This is a genomic window from Streptomyces sp. NPDC050508 (genome assembly GCF_040655155.1).
GTDB lineage: Bacteria > Actinomycetota > Actinomycetes > Streptomycetales > Streptomycetaceae > Streptomyces.
Map to the genome: position 1 here is coordinate 1 of NZ_JBFAJJ010000019.1, position 20,623 is coordinate 20,623.

Annotated in this window: 15 protein-coding genes and 2 pseudogenes; 11 read left to right on the forward strand and 6 right to left on the reverse strand. The window is 69.9% G+C overall.

Features of this window, described 5'->3' with window-relative positions:
* Nucleotides 1–93: 93 nt before the first annotated feature.
* A complete protein-coding gene (locus AB0I69_RS39150; RefSeq protein ID WP_363100526.1) occupies nucleotides 94–1,119 on the reverse strand; it encodes an Lrp/AsnC family transcriptional regulator in 1,026 nt (341 codons plus the stop codon).
* 115 nt (nucleotides 1,120–1,234) lie between these two features.
* Between AB0I69_RS39150 and AB0I69_RS39155 the strand changes: the two genes are divergently transcribed.
* The 4 genes from AB0I69_RS39155 (at nucleotide 1,235) to AB0I69_RS39170 (ending at nucleotide 6,640) form a co-directional block, all read left to right on the forward strand.
* A complete protein-coding gene (locus AB0I69_RS39155; RefSeq protein ID WP_363100527.1) occupies nucleotides 1,235–2,794 on the forward strand; it encodes an AbgT family transporter in 1,560 nt (519 codons plus the stop codon).
* Nucleotides 2,795–2,842: 48 nt separating this feature from the next.
* On the forward strand, nucleotides 2,843–4,027 hold the full coding sequence (locus AB0I69_RS39160) for a M20 family metallopeptidase (RefSeq protein ID WP_363100528.1): 1,185 nt from the start codon (nucleotides 2,843–2,845) through the stop codon (nucleotides 4,025–4,027).
* An 81-nt stretch (nucleotides 4,028–4,108) separates the two neighbouring features.
* The gene (locus AB0I69_RS39165; protein WP_363100529.1) at nucleotides 4,109–4,849 is read left to right on the forward strand and encodes a hypothetical protein; all 741 of its coding nucleotides are present in this window, start codon (nucleotides 4,109–4,111) and stop codon (nucleotides 4,847–4,849) included.
* 135 nt (nucleotides 4,850–4,984) lie between these two features.
* Nucleotides 4,985–6,640, forward strand: coding sequence for a carboxylesterase family protein (locus tag AB0I69_RS39170; protein WP_363100530.1), 1,656 nt, complete (start codon nucleotides 4,985–4,987; stop codon nucleotides 6,638–6,640).
* 10 nt (nucleotides 6,641–6,650) lie between these two features.
* Here the strand turns inward: AB0I69_RS39170 and AB0I69_RS39175 are convergent, their stop codons facing one another.
* A complete protein-coding gene (locus AB0I69_RS39175; RefSeq protein ID WP_363100531.1) occupies nucleotides 6,651–7,880 on the reverse strand; it encodes a chitinase in 1,230 nt (409 codons plus the stop codon).
* A gap of 235 nt (nucleotides 7,881–8,115) precedes the next feature.
* Between AB0I69_RS39175 and AB0I69_RS39180 the strand changes: the two genes are divergently transcribed.
* The 4 genes from AB0I69_RS39180 (at nucleotide 8,116) to AB0I69_RS39195 (ending at nucleotide 13,810) form a co-directional block, all read left to right on the forward strand.
* Nucleotides 8,116–11,490, forward strand: coding sequence for a pyruvate carboxylase (locus AB0I69_RS39180; RefSeq protein ID WP_363100532.1), 3,375 nt, complete (start codon nucleotides 8,116–8,118; stop codon nucleotides 11,488–11,490).
* 99 nt (nucleotides 11,491–11,589) lie between these two features.
* Nucleotides 11,590–12,189, forward strand: a complete 600-nt coding sequence (locus tag AB0I69_RS39185) for an isochorismatase family protein (RefSeq protein WP_363100533.1) — start codon at nucleotides 11,590–11,592, stop codon at nucleotides 12,187–12,189.
* Between the two features lie 10 nt (nucleotides 12,190–12,199).
* On the forward strand, nucleotides 12,200–13,105 hold the full coding sequence (locus tag AB0I69_RS39190; protein ID WP_363100534.1) for a DJ-1/PfpI family protein: 906 nt from the start codon (nucleotides 12,200–12,202) through the stop codon (nucleotides 13,103–13,105).
* 90 nt (nucleotides 13,106–13,195) lie between these two features.
* Entirely contained in the window at nucleotides 13,196–13,810 is a 615-nt protein-coding gene (locus AB0I69_RS39195) for a DinB family protein (RefSeq protein WP_363100535.1), read from the forward strand.
* 234 nt (nucleotides 13,811–14,044) lie between these two features.
* On the opposite strand, the gene AB0I69_RS39200 is transcribed toward AB0I69_RS39195, so the two are convergent.
* Nucleotides 14,045–15,289 (reverse strand): cytochrome P450, encoded by a 1,245-nt coding sequence (locus AB0I69_RS39200; protein WP_363100536.1) that lies wholly within the window; start codon nucleotides 15,287–15,289, stop codon nucleotides 14,045–14,047.
* A gap of 206 nt (nucleotides 15,290–15,495) precedes the next feature.
* Here AB0I69_RS39200 and AB0I69_RS39205 point away from each other — a divergent pair, with 206 nt between their 5' ends.
* Nucleotides 15,496–16,956, forward strand: a complete 1,461-nt coding sequence (locus tag AB0I69_RS39205) for an aldehyde dehydrogenase family protein (RefSeq protein ID WP_363100537.1) — start codon at nucleotides 15,496–15,498, stop codon at nucleotides 16,954–16,956.
* Nucleotides 16,957–17,032: 76 nt separating this feature from the next.
* Here the strand turns inward: AB0I69_RS39205 and AB0I69_RS39210 are convergent.
* From AB0I69_RS39210 to AB0I69_RS39220, 3 genes and pseudogenes are all read right to left on the reverse strand, one after another.
* A pseudogene (locus AB0I69_RS39210) lies at nucleotides 17,033–17,481 on the reverse strand (SDR family NAD(P)-dependent oxidoreductase); the annotation flags it as partial.
* Nucleotides 17,482–17,578: 97 nt separating this feature from the next.
* The gene (wrbA, locus tag AB0I69_RS39215; RefSeq protein WP_363100657.1) at nucleotides 17,579–18,181 is read right to left on the reverse strand and encodes an NAD(P)H:quinone oxidoreductase; all 603 of its coding nucleotides are present in this window, start codon (nucleotides 18,179–18,181) and stop codon (nucleotides 17,579–17,581) included.
* Between the two features lie 120 nt (nucleotides 18,182–18,301).
* A pseudogene (locus tag AB0I69_RS39220) lies at nucleotides 18,302–18,745 on the reverse strand (YceI family protein); the annotation flags it as partial.
* 162 nt (nucleotides 18,746–18,907) lie between these two features.
* Here AB0I69_RS39220 and AB0I69_RS39225 point away from each other — a divergent pair.
* Nucleotides 18,908–19,456, forward strand: coding sequence for a MarR family winged helix-turn-helix transcriptional regulator (locus tag AB0I69_RS39225; RefSeq protein ID WP_363100538.1), 549 nt, complete (start codon nucleotides 18,908–18,910; stop codon nucleotides 19,454–19,456).
* Between the two features lie 72 nt (nucleotides 19,457–19,528).
* Nucleotides 19,529–20,320 carry an acetoacetate decarboxylase family protein gene (locus AB0I69_RS39230; RefSeq protein WP_363100539.1) on the forward strand — a complete coding sequence of 264 codons (792 nt, stop codon included), beginning with the start codon at nucleotides 19,529–19,531 and terminating at the stop codon, nucleotides 20,318–20,320.
* Nucleotides 20,321–20,623 lie beyond the last annotated feature (303 nt).

Genomic DNA, 20,623 nt, shown 5'->3' on the forward strand with positions numbered 1-20,623 from the left:
GGGGGCCCGGCGCCTCGGCCCCCGGGGGGGGGTGGGGGTGGGCGGGGGGGGGCGCCCCCGGGCGTTGGGGGGGGGGCGCCCCCCGCCTCTTGCTCACAGCAGGGTCGGTGCGTGGAACGCGCCGAGGCCGGTGGTCAGGTCGCGGTCCAGCCAGTAGCGGCGCGGTTCGGCGAGCATGACGGCGACGCTGACGCCGAGGAGGCCGGGGATCCTGGCCAGTTCGTTGTCGACGAAGAGCGCCAGGGCGGAGCGGTCGGCGACCAGGCCGGTGGCGAGCACGGACGTGTCGCTGGCGACGTGCGCGGCGAGCCGGGTCTGGGGCAACTGGTCGATGCGGCGCATCACTTCGGGAGTCGCACCCGGCGCCACCCGCAGCCGGAGGATGAACGCGGTCTGGAAGCCGAGCCACTCCGACACGATCTCCAGCCGCGGCTTGACCCAGCCCTCGTCCAGGACCCGGCGGACGACACGGTGCGCGGTGGAGGTGGCCAGGTCGGTGGCCCGGGCGATGCTCGCGGCGGACGCGCGGCTGTCCTGCAACAGCTGGGCCACGACGCTGCGTTCGGCCTCGCTGAGCGGCTTCGCCGGGGGTGTCGCGGTCGCGGTGCCCTCGGGGCGGGAGCCGGTCAGCTTCAGCAGGTCGGCGCGCTCGGTGTCGGTGAGGAACTGCGGGTCCCAGGTGATGCCCCGGCGCAGGGTGCTGAGTGCGGGCAGGGCGTTGACGCGGCGGACGCCGGGGACGGAGAACATCCGGTCGATCGCCTCGCTGGTGGCCGCCTCGGACGGGGCGTGCACGACGGCGTAGAGCGGGTAGTCGCCCGAGATCTGTGCCAGCAGTTGGAGGTGGGGCAGGTCACGGAGCCGGTGGAGGACGGCGAGGGGGGTCTCGCCGGTGATGTCGAGGAAGACGTGGACGGGCATCGCCGTGGAGTGGATGCCCCAGTCGGCCTGTCCGATCACGCGCACCATGCGGGCCTCGTGCAACCGGTCGTAGCGCCGTTTGAGGGTGCTGGCGTCGGCGGTCAGGATCTCGCCGATGTCGTCCCAGGTGGCCCGGGGCGCCAGGTGCAGCGCGCCGATGAGACGCCGGTCGAGTTCGTCGAGGAGAGGACGGGTCATAAGGCCTCACTCTAAGGTGCTGTTTAATCCCACCGTTACTTCCAAGATATAGAGAATCTCTCATCTGGATGCCATTGTTCGCAGGAACATCCCCCCGTCGCGCCAAGAGGTACCGATGAGTGTCACCTCCGCTCAACCCCAGCCTCCTTCCACCGAGCCCCAGTCGAGAGTCCTGCGCACCGCCTTCCGCGGCCTGACGGCGATCGAGAAGATCGGCAACAAACTCCCCAACCCCTTCTGGCTGTTCTGGATTCTCGCGGGGGTCGTCGCCGTCCTCAGCGCCGTCCTGGCGGCGATCGGCATGAGCGCCGTGCACCCCGGCACGCACGAGACCATCAAGGTGCAGAACCTGCTCAGCAAGGACGGCCTCACCATGGCCGTCGAGGGCGCCGTCGACAACTACGCGACCTTCCCGCCGCTGGCCACCATCCTCACCGTGATGTTCGGCATCGCCGTCGCCGAGAAGAGCGGGCTGTTCTCCGCCCTGCTGCGCCGCATGGTCGCGCGCGTGCCGGGCCGGTACCTCACCTTCGCCCTGTCGATGACGGCCATGGTCAGCCATGTCGCCGGCGACGCCGCCTACGTCACCCTCATCCCGCTCGGCGCCCTCGTCTTCCGCGCGGCCGGCCGCAGCCCGGTCCTCGGCTGTGTCGTCGCCTACGTCTCGATCGCCGCCGGCTACGACGCCTCCCCGTCGCTCACCACCACGGACGTCCTGCTCTCCGGGATCTCCACCGCCGCCGCCCACACCATCGACGCGCACTACGTCGTCACCCCGGTCGCCAACTACTTCTTCAGCCTCGGCTCGTCGATCGTGGTGGCGCTGGTGATCACCCTCGTCGTCGACAAGGTCCTCGCCCGCCGCTCCGACCTGGAACCCGACGAGCCGGTCGCCGCGCTGGGCGCCGAGGAACTCGCCGAGATCGAGGTCACCGACCAGCAGCGGCGCGCCCTGCGCACGACCGGCCTGGTCGCCGTCGGCTTCCTCGCGTTCCTCGTGGCGGCCATGATCCCGTCATCCTCACCCCTGCGCGGTGAAGGCGGCGGCATCGTCAACTCCCCGCTGATCGGCGGCATGGCGCTCGTCCTGGGCGTGTTCTTCGCCGTGCTCGGCACCGTCTACGGCCGGCTGTCCGGCACCTTCACGGCCGCCCGCGACAGCATCGGCGCGATGGTGGACGGCACCCGCTCGATGGCGCCGATCCTCGTCCTGTTCTTCGCCATCGCCCAGTTCCTCGCCTACTTCAAGTGGACGAACATCGGCAACATCCTCGCCATCAAGGGCGCCGAGACACTGCGCGACCTGCACCTGCACGGCTGGACCGTACTGGTCGGCATCGCCGTGCTGATCACCTTCATGAACCTCGTGATCACCAGCGGTTCCGCACTCTGGGCGCTGGCCGCACCGGTCCTCGTCCCCATGCTGATGCTCATCGGCATCGAGCCCGAGACCACCCAGGCCGTCTACCGCGTCGCCGACTCCGTCACCAACTGCGTGACCCCGATGAGCCCCTATTTCGTCATGGCCCTTGGCTTCATCCAGCAGTACCGCAAGTCCGCCGGCATCGGCACCCTGGCCTCCTTCACGATCCCGATCGCCGCCGTCGTGTGGGTGGTCTGGGTCGCGTTCTTCGTGGCCTGGTACCTGCTGGGCATCCCGCTCGGCATCAGCTGACCACCTCCCGAGCGACCCCGTCCGTTCGGTCGTACGAGAAAGCAGATCATGACCGCATCACCCGCACCCGCCACCCTCACCACCCGCGCCCAGGACGTCTCCTCGCAGATCGTCGAGGACATCCTGACCCTCGTCCGCCACGAGACCAGCAGCTACGACCTCCCCGGCCTCGCGAGCGGCCTGGACCTGCTGCGCGAGCTGACCGTCCAGCGGCTCGGCCGGCCGGACCACGAGCAGCGCCACCCGGGCGGCGAGTGCGGCGACACCCTCACCCTGACCTACGGCGGCACCGGCGCCGGGCATGTCGCGCTCGTCGGGCACTACGACACCGTATGGCCGACCGGGACCCTCGCCGGATGGGAGCAGCCGGAGGTGGGCGAGGACGGGCGGGAGAAGCTGAGCGGGCCCGGCATCTTCGACATGAAGACCGGGCTGGCGCAAGGGATCTGGGCGCTGAAGCTGGCCAGGGAGAGTGGCGCGCCCCTGCCCACCGTCACCTTCCTCTTCAACGGTGACGAGGAGATCGGTTCGCTGTCCTCGCGGCCGGTGATCGAGGAGGTCGCGCAGAAGGTCGACGTCACGCTGGTGCTGGAGCCGAGTGCCCACGGCGCGGTGAAGACCGCCCGCAAGGGCACCGGGATCTTCCAGGTCACGGCCACCGGCGTCGAGTCCCATGCGGGGCTCGCGCCGCAGGACGGGGCGAGTGCGATCACCGCACTGTCCGAGTTCGTCGTCGCCGCGGCGAAGGTGGCCGCCCCTGACAAGGGGACCACGATCAACACCGGGCTCATCAAGGGTGGTTCGGCCATCAACGTCGTCGCCGGGCGGGCGACCGCCGGTGTCGACATCCGGGTCAGCAGTGCGGCCGAACAGGCCCGGGTGGACGAGGAGTTGGACGCCATCAAGGTCAGCGACCCGCGCGTCGCCATCGAGATCGACCACGCCTGGAACCGGCCGCCCATGACCCTCAACGCCGCCTCCGTCCCGCTGCTCGACCTCGCTCGGGAGGTCGCCCGTGAGCAGGGGCGTGACGCCTTGCGTGACACGGCCGTCGGCGGCGCCAGTGACGCCAACTTCGTCGCCGCGCTCGGTCTGCCCGTGCTGTGCGGCATGGGGGCGGTCGGCGACGGCGCCCATGCCCAGGGCGAGTTCATCCACCCCGACACCGTGCCCGCGCAGACCGCCCTGGTCGCGGGGCTGCTGGGACGACTGGCGGAACCGCTGCGCGGCTGACCGCGACCCGTCGGGACATCCGCGGGCGACTCGGGTGGGGCGCTTCACGCGATCGATCCCTGACCGGGGACAATCGCTGCCATGACGGACGGTACGGACGGTAGGGGCGACTCCGAGAGTCGCTTGGCCAGGATCGAGCGGCTGCTGGAGGACAGCGGGCGCGATGTGGTGCCCGCGTGGCGCCGGGTGACGCGCGGGGAGACACGGTGGGCGGTGTCCGCCGTGATCCTGGTGGCGCTCGCCCTGCAGTTGATGCTGCCGCACCGGCTCGCCTTCCAGCCGTACTGGCTGCTGCCGGCCCTCGAAATCGCGCTGATGGTAGGCCTGTTCGTCGCCAATCCCCGGCGGATCGAGCCCGGCACGCGGTGGCTGCGCTGGCCGAGCCTGGTTCTGACGGGGGTGATCAGCCTGGCCAACAGCTGGTCGGCGGCCCGGTTGGTGGTGGGCCTGGTCAAGGGCACCGAGGGTCTGGGCGCAGGGCCGCTGCTGCTGACCGGCGGCGCCATCTGGCTGACGAACGTCATCGTGTTCGCCCTCTGGTACTGGGAGTGGGACCGCGGTGGGCCGTTGGCGCGGGTCATGGGGCACCACCAGTACGCCGACTTCCTCTTCGTCCAGATGCAGAGCCCGGAGACCGCGCCGCCGGACTGGGAGCCGGTGTTCCTGGACTACTTGTACCTGTCCTTCACCAACTCCACCGCCTTCAGCCCGACCGACGTGATGCCGCTCTCCCGCTGGGCCAAGATGCTGATGATGAGCCAGTCCTCGGTCTCCGTGTCGATCGTCGTCCTGGTCGTCGCGCGGGCGGTCAACATCCTCTGACAGCAGGGGAGTTGGACTGTCGAACAGCTGTCGAAACTGTCGAGTCTGTGAGTCCGGGTGTTCCGCTTGCCGCGCCCCGGCGGTCGCCCGAGCATGGTGCGACTCGCCCGTCCCCCCACTCGACAGGGAGCTCCTGTGCGCTCGCGAGACCTCAACCGCCGTGGCTTTCTCGCCGGTACCGTCGCCGCTGTGCTGGCGACCGGTCTGGACTCAGGTGTCGCGTCGGCCGCCGACCGACGCACCAGCCGGAGCGCCGACGACCCCGTGACCACGGAGTCCGGCCAAGTCACCGGAATCCAGGGCGGGTTGAAGGGCATCGTCGCCTACAAGGGCATCCCGTACGCGGACACCACCGCCGGCGCCAACCGCTGGCGCCCGCCCCGGCCCGCACCGTCCTGGGACGGGATCCGCAAGGCGAACGCCTGGGGCCCGGCCTGCCCCCAGCCCGTCACGGGTATCCCGAGCGATCAGGTACCGGACCTGGGCGAGGACTGCCTCAACCTCAACATCTGGACCGGCGCGGCCACTTCAGGAGAGAGCAGACCGGTCCTCGTCTGGCTCCCCGGCGGCCGTGACACCGCGATCTGGGCCGGGCAGGAGATCTACAACGGCTCCCTGCTGGCGAACAAGGGCGTCGTGTTCGTCAGCGTCAACCACCGCGTCGGCCCCTTCGCCGACCTCGCCCACCCCGACCTGAGCGCCGAGTCCGGGCACTCCGCATCCGGCAACTGGGGTGCCCTGGACGCCGTAGCGGCGCTGGAATGGGTGTCCCGCAACATCGCCGCGTTCGGCGGCGACCCGGACCGGGTGACGCTCGCCGGCTGGCAGAACGGGGCGAACCTCGGCAACGTCCTGCTGGCCTCGCAGGCGGCCCGAGGTCTGTTCCACCGGGCTCTGTTGCCGTCCGGCGTGCACTACACGAGGGACCCCGCGCTCGGCCAACCACCGTACGGCTACCGTACGTTGGCGGACGCCGAGACCAACGGCACCGCCTTCGCCGCCTACTTGAGTTGCTCGTCCCTCACCGACCTGCGTGCGCTCTCCGCCGACGAGATCGTGGCGCGGACCTATGCCGCCGACGCACCGGCCGACGCCACCGGCTTCGGCGACGTACTTGACGGCTACGTTCTGCCGAGCACGTACACCGCCGCCATGGAGGCGGGCAGGGAGATCGACGTACCGGTCCTCACCGGCAACTGCCGGGACGGGAACGCCGCTTCACCCACGCTGACCGAATACCAGGCCTACGCCGATGCGCAGTTCGGACCGCTCGGCCTCACGGACACCTTCCTCGACCTGTATCCGGCGACCACCGACGCCGAGGCCGCCACGCAGTACAACGCCTACGCGCGGGACGAGGAACGCGTGTCCACGTTCCTGTGGGGCGGCCAGTTCGAGGACACCGCCGGCAATCACGGCCCGGTCCACACCTACTTCTGGACCCGCGTCCCGCCGGGCCACGACGCCACCAACCCCGTTGTCGGGAGCGGAAGTTCGGGCGCCTTCGACGGGGCCGACGTCTACTACCTGCTCGGGTTCCTCTACAACACCGACCGGCCGTGGGCGGGACGTGACTACGACATCGCCGACACCGCCGCCTCGTACGTGGCGAACTTCGCGGCCACCGGCAACCCGAACGGCGGCAGCCTGGCCACCTGGCCGGCCCTCGACACGGGGACCCCGCAGACGATGGAACTCGGCGACCACTTCGCCACGCTCCCCGCAGCGGACAGCGACGCCAAGTACGCCTTTCTCAAGGCCTACTTGACGTCGCAGCCCATGTCCTACTGATCCCGCCGGATCAGCAGGAGCCCTCGTCCTGCCAGGGGCCCCACTGGGAGGCACCGGGCACCTCGTTCTGGGTCCACCACTTGGCCGCCCAGTTGTGGTTGCCGTACGACACCTCGTTGCCCTGCGTGTAGACGGCCGTGGAACTCCACGCCGTCTTGCACGTGCCGGGGGTGGGCGTCGGGGTCGGGGTCGGGGTCGGCGTGGGCGTCGAGGTCGGCGGCGTCACGCCCGCGAACTGCACCGAGTACTTGGCGAAGTCCCACGCGTTCTGCGCCACGCTGGAGCAAGTCCCGGACGTGGTACCGCCGTTGTCGACCGGACTGCACTGCCGGTCACGGTTGAGGGACCAGAACGTGAAGCGGTCCATGTTGTGGCTGGTGGCGTAGTTCAGGACGGTCTGGAAGTCCGCCTGGGTGAAGTACTCGCCGGTGTCGCTGCGCCCGTTCATCCCCGAGAAGCCCTCGTGGGCGTACGCGGTCGCCTGGTCCCAGCCGAACGTGGACTGCAGGATGGAGTTGAAGTTGGTGAGCGCGCTGGTCTGCGAGGCCGCGCCGTTGAAGCCGCCGTCGAACGGCATGATGGAGAAGTTGTTCGGCGTGAACCCCTGCGACTTCGCCTCCAGCAGCATCTGCTTGCCGAACCAGCCGGTGCCGTCCGCGGTACCGGCCGTGGTGACGGAGACGTACAGGCCCGCGTTGTTCTGCTGGAGGATCTTCGCCGCGCCGATCTCGTTGTGGATGGCCGCGGTGTTCTCGTACTCCGGCTCCTCCAGGTCGAAGTCGATCGCGTGCAGACCGTACTTGGTGATGACCTGCTGGTACGCCGCCGCGGTCGAAGCCGGGTCCGCGCAGGCCTGGCCGAGCTTGGTGCCGCCGTAGCCGCCGATGGAGACCGAGACGTCGCCGCCCTTGGCGCGGATCGTGTTGATCACCGACTGGACGGCGGTGTCCGAGGAGACCGGTGAGGTGCCGCCCCAGGTGGGGGAGCAGCCGCCGCCGTTGGGGGCGAGGACGAAGGCGAGCTGGAAGGCCTTGAGACCGGTGGCGTCCATGATGGCGCCCGCGTCCGGCGGGTTGTTGTCCGTCGGCATCAGATACGGGGCCGCGGCGTACCAGCGGTTGCTCAGCGCGGTGGCGGCGTTGGGCGCGCCCTGGGCGTTGCCCGCGAACAGTGCGGTCGTGCCCGCGGCGGCGAGCGTCACGGTGGCTGCCGCGCCCAGACATGCACGAAGACGTGTCACGTTGTGCCTCCGGTGGGAGTGGGGGAGGCGCCCAGCTTCTGGCGCTGTCGCGGCCACGTCAATGGATTGGACTGGACCAAAGCTCACTTTGGACTAGACCATACGATTTCTTTACCGTCGGCCCGGCGGACCGCGTCACGCGACACGTTTGCGACTAGTGTCCCGGCTCACATGGCGTTACAGGGGCGACGCCGACACCATGGTGCACGTCATCGGCAGGCTGAAGGGATCGGGAATGTTCCGCAAGGTGCTGGTCGCCAACCGTGGAGAGATCGCGATCAGGGCGTTCCGCGCCGGCTATGAGCTGGGCGCGCGCACGGTCGCGGTCTTCCCCCACGAGGACCGCAATTCGCTGCACCGGCTGAAGGCCGACGAGGCCTACGAGATCGGTCAGCCCGGGCATCCGGTCCGCGCCTATCTCTCGGTCGAGGAGATCGTCCGCGCGGCACAGCGCGCGGGAGCGGACGCGGTCTATCCGGGCTACGGGTTCCTCTCCGAGAACCCCGAACTCGCCCGCGCCTGCGAGGAGGCGGGCATCACCTTCGTCGGCCCCAGTGCCCACATCCTGGAGATGACCGGCGACAAGGCCACGGCGATCGCCGCCGCCCGCGCGGCAGGCGTACCGGTGCTCGGCTCCTCCGCGCCCTCCACGGACGTCGACGAACTGGTCCGCGCCGCCGAGGAGATCGGCTTCCCGGTGTTCGTGAAGGCGGTCGCCGGCGGCGGCGGACGCGGTATGCGCCGCGTCGAGGATCCGGCCACCCTGCGCGAGTCCATCGAGGCGGCGGCCCGCGAGGCCATGTCCGCGTTCGGCGACGCCACGGTGTTCTTGGAGAAGGCGGTCGTCGACCCCCGGCACATCGAGGTGCAGATCCTCGCCGACGGCGAGGGCAACGTCATCCACCTCTTCGAGCGCGACTGCTCGCTGCAACGTCGGCACCAGAAGGTCGTCGAGCTGGCTCCCGCGCCCAACCTCGACCCCGCCCTGCGTGACCAGATCTGCGCCGACGCGGTCCGCTTCGCGCGCGAGATCGGCTACCGCAACGCGGGCACCGTCGAGTTCCTCCTCGACCCGGCCGGCAACCACGTCTTCATCGAGATGAACCCGCGCATCCAGGTCGAGCACACGGTGACCGAGGAGGTCACCGACGTCGACCTCGTGCAGGCGCAGTTGCGGATCGCCTCGGGGGAGACCCTCGCCGACCTGGGTCTGTCCCAGGAGACGGTCACTCTGCACGGCGCCGCACTCCAGTGCCGTATCACCACCGAGGACCCCGCCAACGGCTTCCGCCCGGACACCGGCCGGATCAGCGCCTACCGCTCACCCGGCGGCTCCGGCATCCGCCTCGACGGCGGAACCACCCACGCGGGTACGGAGATCAGCGCGCACTTCGACTCCATGCTGGTCAAACTCACCTGCCGGGGCCGGGACTTCACCACCGCCGTCAATCGCGCCCGGCGTGCCGTCGCCGAGTTCCGCATCCGCGGTGTGGCCACCAACATCCCGTTCCTCCAGGCGGTGCTGGACGACCCGGACTTCCAGGCCGGGCGCATCACCACCTCGTTCATCGAGCAGCGCCCGCATCTGCTGACGGCCCGTCACTCCGCCGACCGCGGCACCAAGTTGCTCACCTACCTCGCCGACGTCACGGTCAACAAGCCGCACGGTGAGCGTCCCGACCTGATCGACCCGACCACCAAGCTGCCGCCGGTCCCGAGCACCGAACCCCCGGCCGGTTCACGGCAGTTGCTCGCCGAACTCGGCCCCGAGGGCTTCGCCCGGCACCTGCGCGAATCACCGACCATCGGCGTCACGGACACCACTTTCCGCGACGCCCACCAGTCGCTCCTCGCCACCCGCGTCCGCACCAAGGACCTCCTCGCGGTCGCCCCGGTCGTGGCCCACACCGTGCCTCAACTCCTCTCCCTGGAGTGCTGGGGAGGCGCGACCTACGACGTCGCACTGCGCTTCCTCGCAGAGGACCCGTGGGACCGCCTGGCCGCCCTGCGCGAGGCCGTCCCCAACATCTGCCTCCAGATGCTGCTGCGCGGCCGCAACACCGTCGGCTACACGCCGTACCCGACCCAGGTGACCGACGCCTTCGTCCAGGAGGCCGCCGCCACCGGCATCGACATCTTCCGCATCTTCGACGCGCTGAACGACGTGGGCCAGATGCGCCCCGCCATCGACGCCGTGCGCGCCACCGGAACGTCGATCGCCGAGGTCGCCCTCTGCTACACCTCGGACCTGTCCGACCCCAACGAGCGTCTCTACACGCTCGATTACTACCTCCGCCTCGCGAAACAGATCGTCGAGGCGGGCGCCCACGTCCTCGCGGTGAAGGACATGGCGGGCCTGCTCCGCGCACCCGCCGCCGCGACCCTCGTATCGGCGCTGCGCCGCGAGTTCGGCCTGCCGGTCCACCTGCACACGCACGACACGGCAGGCGGCCAGCTCGCCACCTACCTCGCCGCGATCCAGGCGGGCGCGGACGCCGTCGACGGCGCGGTGGCTTCCATGGCGGGTACGACCTCGCAGCCGTCCCTCTCCGCGATCGTCGCCGCGACCGACTACTCCGACCGCCCCACCGGCCTCGACCTCCAGGCCATCGGCGACCTGGAGCCGTACTGGGAGAGCGTCCGCAAGATCTACGCCCCCTTCGAGGCTGGCCTCGCTTCACCTACCGGACGCGTCTACCACCACGAGATCCCCGGCGGCCAGCTCTCCAACCTGCGCACCCAGGCCATCGCGCTCGGCCTCGGCGACCGGTTCGAGGACATCGAGGCGATGTACGCCGCCGCCGACCGCATCCTCGGCCACCTGGTGAAGGTCACCCCGTCGTCGAAGGTCGTCGGCGACCTCGCCCTGCACCTGGTCGGCGCCGGAGTGAGCCCCGCCGACTTCGAGGCGTCCCCCGACCGGTACGACATCCCCGACTCCGTGATCGGCTTCCTGCGCGGCGAGTTGGGCACCCCGCCCGGCGGCTGGCCCGAACCGTTCCGCACCAAGGCACTCCAGGGCCGCGCCGCCCCCAAGCCCGTACAGGAACTGAGCGCGGAGGACCGCACGGCCCTCGACAAGGACCGCCGCGCCACCCTCAACCGCCTGCTGTTCCCCGGCCCGACCCGCGAGTACGAGACACACCGCCAGACTTACGGCAACACCAGCGTCCTGGACAGCAAGGACTTCTTCTACGGCATCCGGCCCGGCAAGGAGTACACGGTCGACCTGGAACCGGGCGTCCGTCTCCTCATCGAGCTGGAGGCCGTCGGCGAGGCCGACGAACGCGGGATGCGTACCGTGATGTCCGCCCTGAACGGGCAGCTCCGCCCGGTCCAGGTGCGGGACACGGCAGCCGCCTCCGACGTCCCCGTCACCGAGAAGGCCGACCGCACCAACCAGGGGCATGTCGCCGCGCCGTTCGCGGGCGTGGTCACCCTCGCGGTCGAGGAGGGCGACGAGGTGGAGGCCGGCGTCACCGTCGCCACGATCGAGGCGATGAAGATGGAGGCGGCGATCACCGCTCCCAAGGCCGGCCGGGTCGCCCGCCTCGCCATCAACCGCATCCAGCAGGTGGAGGGCGGCGACCTGCTTGTCGAACTGAGGTAGGGGGATGGTGACAGGCCGCGTCATCGGTGACCGGATCGGTCCGGTCCCGGACCCGATGCGGCCTGTCGCCACCCCGCCCGCACGGCGCAGTCTTGGCACATGACCCGAGCACTGATCGTCATCGACGTCCAGGAATCCTTCCGCGCCCGCCCGCTGTGGGAGACCATCTCCGACCCGAAGATCGCCGACCAGGCCAACCGCCTGGTCCAGCTCGCCCGCCGCGCCGGAGACCTGGTCGTGTGGGTACTGCACTCCGAGCCCGGCAGCGGCGACGTCTTCGACCCGGCCCTCGGCCACGTCCGGCTCATGGACGGACTGGAGCGCGCGGACGGCGAACCGCTCCTCCACAAGACCTCGCACAACGCCTTCACCACCACCAACCTGCAGCAACTCCTCACCGAGCGGGGCGTCCGCGAGCTCACCGTCTGCGGCATCCGCACCGAGCAGTGCGTCGAGACCACCACCCGCGTCGCGAGCGACTTCGGCTACCAGGTCACCTTCGTCACCGACGCGACCGCCACCAACCCCATCCCGCACCGCGACGCCCCCGCCGACCAGACCGTCGCCGAACTCCTCGCCGACCCCCGCACGCTCCCCGCCGACGAGATCATCCGCCGCACCGAGTACGCCCTCGCCGGCCGCTTCGCCACCATCGCGACGGTCGACGAACTGGAAGCCGCCGCCGCACATCAGGCATGATGACCGGATCGTGAGCCACGTCGTCTTCTTCCTGGTCCCCGGAGTCCACCTGCTGGACCTGGCAGGACCCGCACAGGTCTTCTCCACGGCCGCCGACTTCGGGCACCCCTACACGCTCTCCTACGTCGCCGAGCAGCCCCAGGTCACCAGCGCCCAGGGGCTGCCGCTGGCGGCCGGACTCGACTGGCCCGAGCTGGGCCCCGAAGACCTGATCGTGGTGCCGGGATGGCGTGCCGTCACCCTGGCCGACGCACCCGCCATCGGCGCTACGACTCTGCGTGCCCTCCGGGACCACCACGCCCGGGGCGGGACGGTGGCCAGCGTCTGCGCCGGAGCCGACGCGCTCGGCCGGGCCGGACTCCTCGACGGCCGCCACTGCACCACCCACCACGACGTCCAGGACGAACTCGCCCTGCGCCACCCGAAGGCGACCGTCGTCCGCGACGTCCTCTTCACCACCGACGACCGCGTCATCACCTCGGCCGGCATCGCCAGCGGCATCGACCTCGCCCTGCACCTCGTCGCCACCCGGCACGGTCCCGCCGTAGCCGCGCAGATCGCCCGGGACATGGTCGTCTACGCCCGCCGCAACGGCCACGAACCGCAGACCAGCGCGATGCTCCGGCACCGCTCCCACCTCGACGACACCGTGCACCGCGCCCAGGACCTCATCGACACCCGCTTCGACCGACCGCTGCCCCTGCCCGCACTCGCCTCCGCGGTCGGCGTCAGCGAACGCACCCTCACCCGCCTCTTCAGCCGGGCCACCGGCCTCACCCCGCTGCGCTACCAGCAGACCCTGCGCCTCGAACGCGCCGAGCACCTCATCAGCCACGGCGCCACGATCGACGCCGCCGCGCGCTCGGTCGGGTTCGAGGACCCGCGGATGCTGCGCCGACTGCGTGCCCGCACGTAATTCGGGGGCGGTGCGGCAGCGTCGCTGTTAGGTTGCCGGGTCGGCGGACCGACCCGTCGTGGGCCGACCGGCCCGTTACAGGAGTCCCCAGTGATCCCACCCCGTCTGGTTCCGCTGCTCAACCAGTTCGACTTCGCGTGCGAACGCCTCTCCAGCCGTATGACAGGGCCCGTCATGGACAGCGGCGACGGGACGGACACCCAGGTCGGGCCCATGACCGACGCGGAGTACTTCTGGGAACCGGTGCCGGACTGCTGGTCGGTGCGACGCCGGACGGACGGCCCCGGAACGAGGGCAACTGCCTTGACGGGACAGGGCGATTGGGGACGCGACGCCGCCGCCTATCCGCACCCGCGGCCCCCGCCCTTCACCACCATCGCCTGGCGCCTGAGCCACCTCACCGAGATGCTGACCCTCCGCGCCGACCACACGGCCGGCAGCCGCACGTCGACCCGGGACGACTACTCGGTCAGCGGCGATGCCGTTGGTGCGGTCGATGCCTTCGACACCGGGGCGGGTGCCTGGCGGAAGGCGCTGATGAGTGTCGACGAGACCGCGCTCGACACCGTGGGGTACTGCACCTATCCGCACGGCAGCGATGCGGAGGAGCCGTTCGTCGACATCGTGTGGTGGGTCAACCAGGAAGTGCTGCACCACGGAGCCGAGATCGCCTTGCTGCGCGACCTGTACCGAGAACGCGGTTGACCGTCACAGGACCGCGCCCGTTCATGCCCTGTCCCGTAGGAGGTGGTGGAGGACGAGGCGCCGCTGCTGCACGGAGTCATGGCCCAGGACGGCTAAGGGGCGCTGTACTCCTGGGAGAGAGCGGCCAGGGTCACTCCGCCCGGCTCGGTGCCGGTCACCGCAAGCCTGCCCATGCCCACGCTCCGCCCCGAGCAGGCGCTGCTTGTCGAACTCCGGCGCCAGGAGTGAAGTCGCTCAGCATCCCCGAGGGTTCGAGCTCCCGGAGACCACGACCGACACAGGAAGCTGCCGCACCCCGTGCATCAGCAAGCCCGGGGACCACTCCAAGTCGGCCGCGTCCACGGCCAGTTCCAGACTCTCGACGCGCTCCAGCATTGCCGTGATCGCGACCGTGGCCTCCATCCTCGCCAACGGAGCCCCCAGGCAGTGATGGACGCCGTGCCCGAAGGCGACATGGCCGGCCGACCGGCCGAGGCGGAAGGAGTCCGGCTCCTCGAAGCGGGCGGGGTCCCGGTCGGCCGCGGCCAGGGACACCAGCAGCATGTCGCCCCGGCGCACCGGTACTTCACCCACCTTCATGTCCTCGGTGGCGAAGCGCTCGGTCGCCGTGAGCACCGGCCCGTCCAGGCGGAGGAACTCCTCGATCGCCGTGGGCACGAGCGCGGGATCGGCCTGCAGCGCTTTGAAGAGGTCCGGCTGCTGGGCGAGTCCGAGGAGTACGGCGCCGATGAGGTTGGCGGTCGTCTCATACCCGGCGATGAGGAGGAGGAAGGCCATACCGACCAACTCCGGGTCGGTGAGCCTGTCTTCGACGGTGTCGTTGGCCAGCGCGCTCAGCAGGTCCTGTCCGGGGTCGATCCGCTTGCCCGCGATCAGCTCCGCCAGGTACCCGCTCATCCAGACGTAGGCCTCCTCGCGGTCACTACCGGCGACCGGGGAGACGATCTGCTCCGAGGCCCAGCGGAACCTGTCCCAGTCGCCGAGCGGTACGCCGAGCAGTTCGCAGATCACGGCGATGGGGACGCGGGCGGCGAAGCCGTCGATCAACTCCGGTGTCCTCTGGGCCAGTACGTCGTCCGCGAACCGGCCCGCGATCTTCTGTGTACGGGGTCGTAGGGCCTCGATCTGCTGCGGTGTGAAAGCGCGCGTCACCAGTTTGCGGAGACGGGTGTGGTCGGGTGGGTCCACGGTCAGCATGTAGTCGATACCGACCTCGTCCCGGACACCGCTCATCAGCCAGCCCGCTTCCAGGCCCGCGCGTTCGCTCCGCTTGGACACGCGGGGATCGGTGAGGACTTGGCGTGCCGCCTCGTAGCCCGTGATCAGCAACTGCGGGGGCGCACCGTCCGGTTCGCAGCGGTGCGCGGCTCCGGAGTCGGTCAACTGCCGCAGCACCGCGTGCGGATCCGTCTGGAACGCGGCACCTTCCAGTACCGCCCGCAGCGAGCCGTCCTTGTCGTTCTGGCTGCTTGTGGTCATCGAGGTCTCCCACCCGAAGTTATTGCTTTCGTCGGCAAGCATTGCGTCGAAGGAAGCCCATGTCAAGGCGTGCCGAGGTCCGGTGAGGTGCGTCGTGAGTCGGTCAATTGTCTTCATTCCCGGGCCGGTTGGCGCTTGACAATGCAGTGAGAGGAGGGTCGAATCTACTTGCCCACGCAAGCAAATAGGTTCGGGAGTTGATGGTCATGTCCGAGGTACCCGTACGGAAGTACTACGCCGGAGGCCAGTGGCGGGAGGCCGCCGGCGGGGCGGTGTTCGAGGACTACGAGCCCTACACGGGCGAGGTCTTCGCCCGGGTCGCCGACGCCGGGGCGGCGGAGGCCCGCATCGCGATCGAGGCCGCGGCGGAGGCGTTCCCGGCCTGGGCCGCGCTCGCACCGGCCGAGAAGGCGAAGCTGTTCTACCGGGCGGCCGAGATCGTACGGCGCCGCAGCAAGGAGATCGCGGAGATCCTGGCGCGTGAGACCGGCAGCACCATCCCGTTCTCCACCTTCCAACAGGAGGGCGTGGCAGCGACCTTGGAGCAGGCGGCCAACTGGGTCTTCCTGCCCAAGGGAGAAGTCCTGCAGTCGAACGTCCCCAACACCCACTCCGTGGGCGTGCGCCGCCCGTTGGGTGTCGTGGCGAGCTTCACCCCGTGGAACGGCGCCAACATCCTGTCGTGGCGGGCCGTGCTCAACCCGCTCGCCGCGGGCAACACGGTTGTCGTCAAACCGTCGGAGTTCGCGCCCATATCGGCCGGACTGATGGTCGCGGAGATAGCCGAGGAGGCGGGCTTCCCGCCCGGCGTCATCAATGTCGTCACCCACGCGCCCGGCGGCGCCGCGGCCATCGCCGACGAGTTCTTCGCCAGCCCGGACGTCCGCGTGATCAACCTCATCGGCGGCGTCAACACCGCACGGCTGCTGGCGGAACGCGCGGGCCGCACCCTGAAGCGGACGGTCCTGGAACTGGGCGGCTACAACCCCACGATCATCCTCGACGACGTCGACATGGACTACGCCGTCCGCGCGGCCACCTTCGGGGCCTTCTTCCATCAGGGCCAGATCTGCCTCAACACCCGCAAGATCATCATCCAGCGGGCGATCTACGACGAGTTCCTGGAGAAGTTCGTCGCGCGCACCAAGACGCTGCCGTCGGGGGACCCGCTGGACCCGACCACGATCATCGGCCCGCTCGTCACCCGGGCCGCGGTCGACCTGGTCGACAGCCGCGTGAAGGAAGCCGTCGCCAAGGGCGCCAAGCTCCACACCGGCGGCACGTACGACGGCCTGGTGTACCAGCCCACCATCCTGACCGACGTCCCGTACGACGCCACCGTCTCCAACGAGGAGACCTTCGGCCCGCTCGTCGTCGTCGAGCCCGTCGACACCGCCGAGGACGCGGTCAAGGCCGCCAACAGGACGATGTACGGCCTCACTTCCTCGATCCTCACCGGCGACACGTACCGCGGATTCGAGCTCGCGCCGACGCTGCAGCACGGCATCGTCAACGTCAACTCGCCCACGGTGAACGACGAGATCCACGCACCGATGGGCGGCGTACGCGACAGCGGCTGGGGCCGCACGGGCCCCGACAGCCTGGCCGACTTCACCGACGTCATCTGGATCAACGCCACAAGTGACCAGCGGGCGCTGCCCTTCTGACATTCCGTCAACATGGTGCGGGGGATGGGTCGGTGAGCGAGGGAGCCGACCCTGCTCCGTCGCCGGTGACCGTCGCGAGTTCGCGCACGCGGTCGGTTTCGATGTGGGCGGGCAGGAGGTCGACCACGCGAATGCCCCGGGGGCCCAGTTCGTCCGCGAGGCCGGGGATCGGTTCGTACACCGAGGTGGACAGGGCGAAGCCGATCACCCCTCCGTCGCCCAGTTCCGCGGCGACGGAGGGGTGACAGCCGCGCCGCGCCCAGAACCCCGACTCGAAGATCGCGCCACTGTTGTTTCGTCGATGGCGTCCGAGGTGCCCGTCGGCGGGCCGCCCACGCTCATGAGCGCCCCGTCCAGTCGCCCGAAGGCATCGCGCGCCGCCGCGATCAGTCGTTCCCGCGTTTGCGCGTCGGCATTGTCGGCGACGACGCCGACGGCCCGCCCGGAGCCGCCGAGTTCGGCCCCCGCCGCGGCCACCGATGTCGTACTGCGGCCACTCACGACCACGTTCGCGCCGTCCGCGACCGACGCACTCCCGCGCGACCGACGACCGAATGCCGAGCCGACGGCCGAATGCCGGCGACCGCCCCGAGGCTGCCGCCGGCATCCAACTGCCCTGCTGCTACGCGCCCTTGAACTGCGCGGTGACCGTGGCCACGCGCTTGCCCTGGTACACGGCGGCGGCTCGGGCCGTGTCGTCGACGGGGATCGCTCCCTGGCCGTTGACATGGCTGGTGCCGTAGGGGTTGCCGTCGGCGAACTTCACCGGGTCGGTGTAGCCCGGAGTGACGATGATGCCGCCGAAGTGGTGGACGGAGTTGTAGAGGGCGAGCAGCGTGGACTCCTGGCCGCCGTGCGCGGTGGCGGTGGCGGTGAAGCCGCTGTAGATCTTGTCGGCCAGCTTGCCCTGCGCCCACAGCCCGCCGAGTGTGTCGATGAACTGCTTCAGCTGGCTCGCGATGTTGCCGAACCGGGTGGGGCTGCCGAAGATCACGGCGTCGGCCCACTCGATGTCGGCGGGGGTCGCCACCGGGATGTCCTTGGTGGCCGCCGCGTGGGCCGACCACGCGTCGTTACTGGCTATGGCCTCCTCGGGGGCGAGTTCGGACACGCGCAGGAGCCGTACCTCCGCACCCTCCTTGCGGGCGCCCTCGGCCACGGACTCCGCCAGCTCGTGCACGGTTCCGGTCGACGAGTAGTAGATGACTGCGATCTTGGGGGACATGGGGAGTTCCTCTCGCTGTGCTGTGGTCTCGACGGCAGGCGCCGCCGTTCTCGGGTCGGGATGGGCGGTGGTGGTCAGGGAGAGCCGCAGCAGGCGGGCGGCGAGTCCCTTCGAGGCGGTCAGCCCGTGGCGATACCGGTCGACGGTGGCCGAGGCCGTTATCCGCAGGGATCCGTTCTCGACGGACAGGGAGTCCACCGTCAGCTCGACCGGTGCCTGGTGTCCGCGGACGGTGAGAAGCCCCTTGACGACCCAGGAGCCGTCCTCGCCGCGGACCACCCTGGTCGACTCGAACCTGATGTCGGGGTGGCGGTCCACATGGAGGAAGGCGGGCGAGCGCACATGATCGTCACGCTTGACCGTGCCCGTTCGGAAGCTGCCGGCGTCGACGACGGCCCGCGCGGTCGAGTCCGTGACCGGCTCGGCGATGGTGACGCGCCCCGATTCCACCTGGAACGTGCCGGTCACCTTGCCCAGGCCGAACATGTGCCGCGTGGTGAAGGTGAGGGACGACAGGTCAGGATCCACCTCGTACGTTCCAGCGGGGGGCAACTGAACGCTCATGCCCTTCTGGCCTCTCGTTATGTGGTCGCGCGGGACGGCCCGTGCGGCGCTAGTGCTTGCTTGTGCAAGTATCTTCGTCCTATGGAAAATGCTTTGTCAAGCAAGTAGTGATTGTGGTTCAGTGTTCCTATCAGGAGCTTCGGAGAGGAGGAGGGGGAGGAGATGCCGACGCTGCAGCCGCAGAGCGCCGCGAGCCCACCCGTGCCGGAACCGCTGAGCGGCACGGAGGAACGCCTGTGGCGCTCACTGCAGAGACTGCTGGTGGCGCTGCCCCGGGCGCTCGACGAGGATCTCCTGCGCTCCACGGGCCTGTCGCTCACCCAGTACATCGTGCTGATGCACCTCTCCGAGGCGGACGGCAACCGCATGCGCATGACCGACCTGGCCGTTGCCACGGCTCTGTCCGCGAGCCGTATCACCCGGCTCGTGGAGACCCTGCGAATGCAGGGCCTGGTGGTCAAGCGACCGCACGCGACGGACGCCCGGGGGAGCATGGCCGTACTGACGGAGGCCGGTCGGCAACGGCTGTCGGGCGCGTATCCGGCTCATCTGGCCAGTGCGCGCCGACGTGTCATCGACCAGCTCGACCCGGCCCTGGTCCACCAACTGGCCGAAGAGCTGCAGGCGGTGGCCGATCCGCTGCACTCCCGGTGCCGGGCGGGCGGTGAGTGCTGCGAGCCGCCTTCCGTGCACGGAGAAGCAGTCATGTGACGCAAGCCAGGATCCGTCTCCTCGGCGAAGGATGGTGCCGTAACGGTTCGATCGTCTGCTGAGGAGGCCTCCATGCTCCAGGGCTACACGTACCCGCTGTCGCCGCGCGGAGAAGCGAACCTCGCGTCCGCCCCGCCGTGGCACTACGCCGGGGACATCGTCGGCGTCGAGTTCTGGACGGATCCGGCCGCCGCCGAGGCGACACTCCCCGAGGGACTGACCCCGGACCCGGACTCCGACGGGCACGTGGTGGCGCTGTTCATCGACTGGCAGTTCTCCGCGGAGCACGACGAGTACCTGGACCCGGTGCGCAGCCAGTACCGCGAGTTCATGGTGCTGGTGGACGCCCGCCGGCAGGACGAGCCCGTGTCGTGGTGCCCGTACATCTACGTCGACAACGACCTTGCCCTGGCCCGCGGTTGGGTGCAGGGATTCCCGAAGAAGCTCGGCTCGGTCCACCAGACCCGCGTCTTCGCTGCGCCCGGCAGCGCGTCGCCGACCCTCGCGCCCGGCGGGCGGTTCGGCGCGTCCATGTCGGCGGCCGGGCACACCCTGGCGGAGGCCAGGGTGACGCTGGAGCAGCCGGCCCCCGACCCGGCCGCCCTGTTCGCACGCCCCACGGTCAACCTCCGGCACTTCCCGCGCCTGGTCTCCGGCCAGTACGACAAGCCCGCCGTCCACGAGTTGGTGATGGCCGAGTTCAACGACCGGCAACTCGCCGACGTGTGGACCGGCACCGGCGACATCAGTCTGTTCGCGGCCAGGGGCGAGGAGTTGGCGGACCTGGCTCCCGTGCGCACCGGTGCCGGTTTCCGCGCCTCGATGTCCTACAGCGTGACGGACGTACGTCGACTGGGCGCGTAGCGGAACGGGCACCGCTCGCCTCCGACATCCGCAGGACGCCCGCTGTGTCCCAACCTGTCGTCACGAGTCGTAACGAGCGGAAGTCCATGTCCACGATCGCCGACCTCCGCGTGTCCATGAGCGGTTCGAGGTGGCACCGACCGCGCATCTGAGAGGCCGAACGGCCGTACCGACTGGAGCCGTTCCGTACACTTTCCCTGATCCCTATCCGCCCACTGATCTCCCCTCAACAGCTCTGCCGGTGTCGGAGCCGACGCGGACACAGGCCCCAGGTCTGCTGTCCGGGTCGACCTGGACGACTCC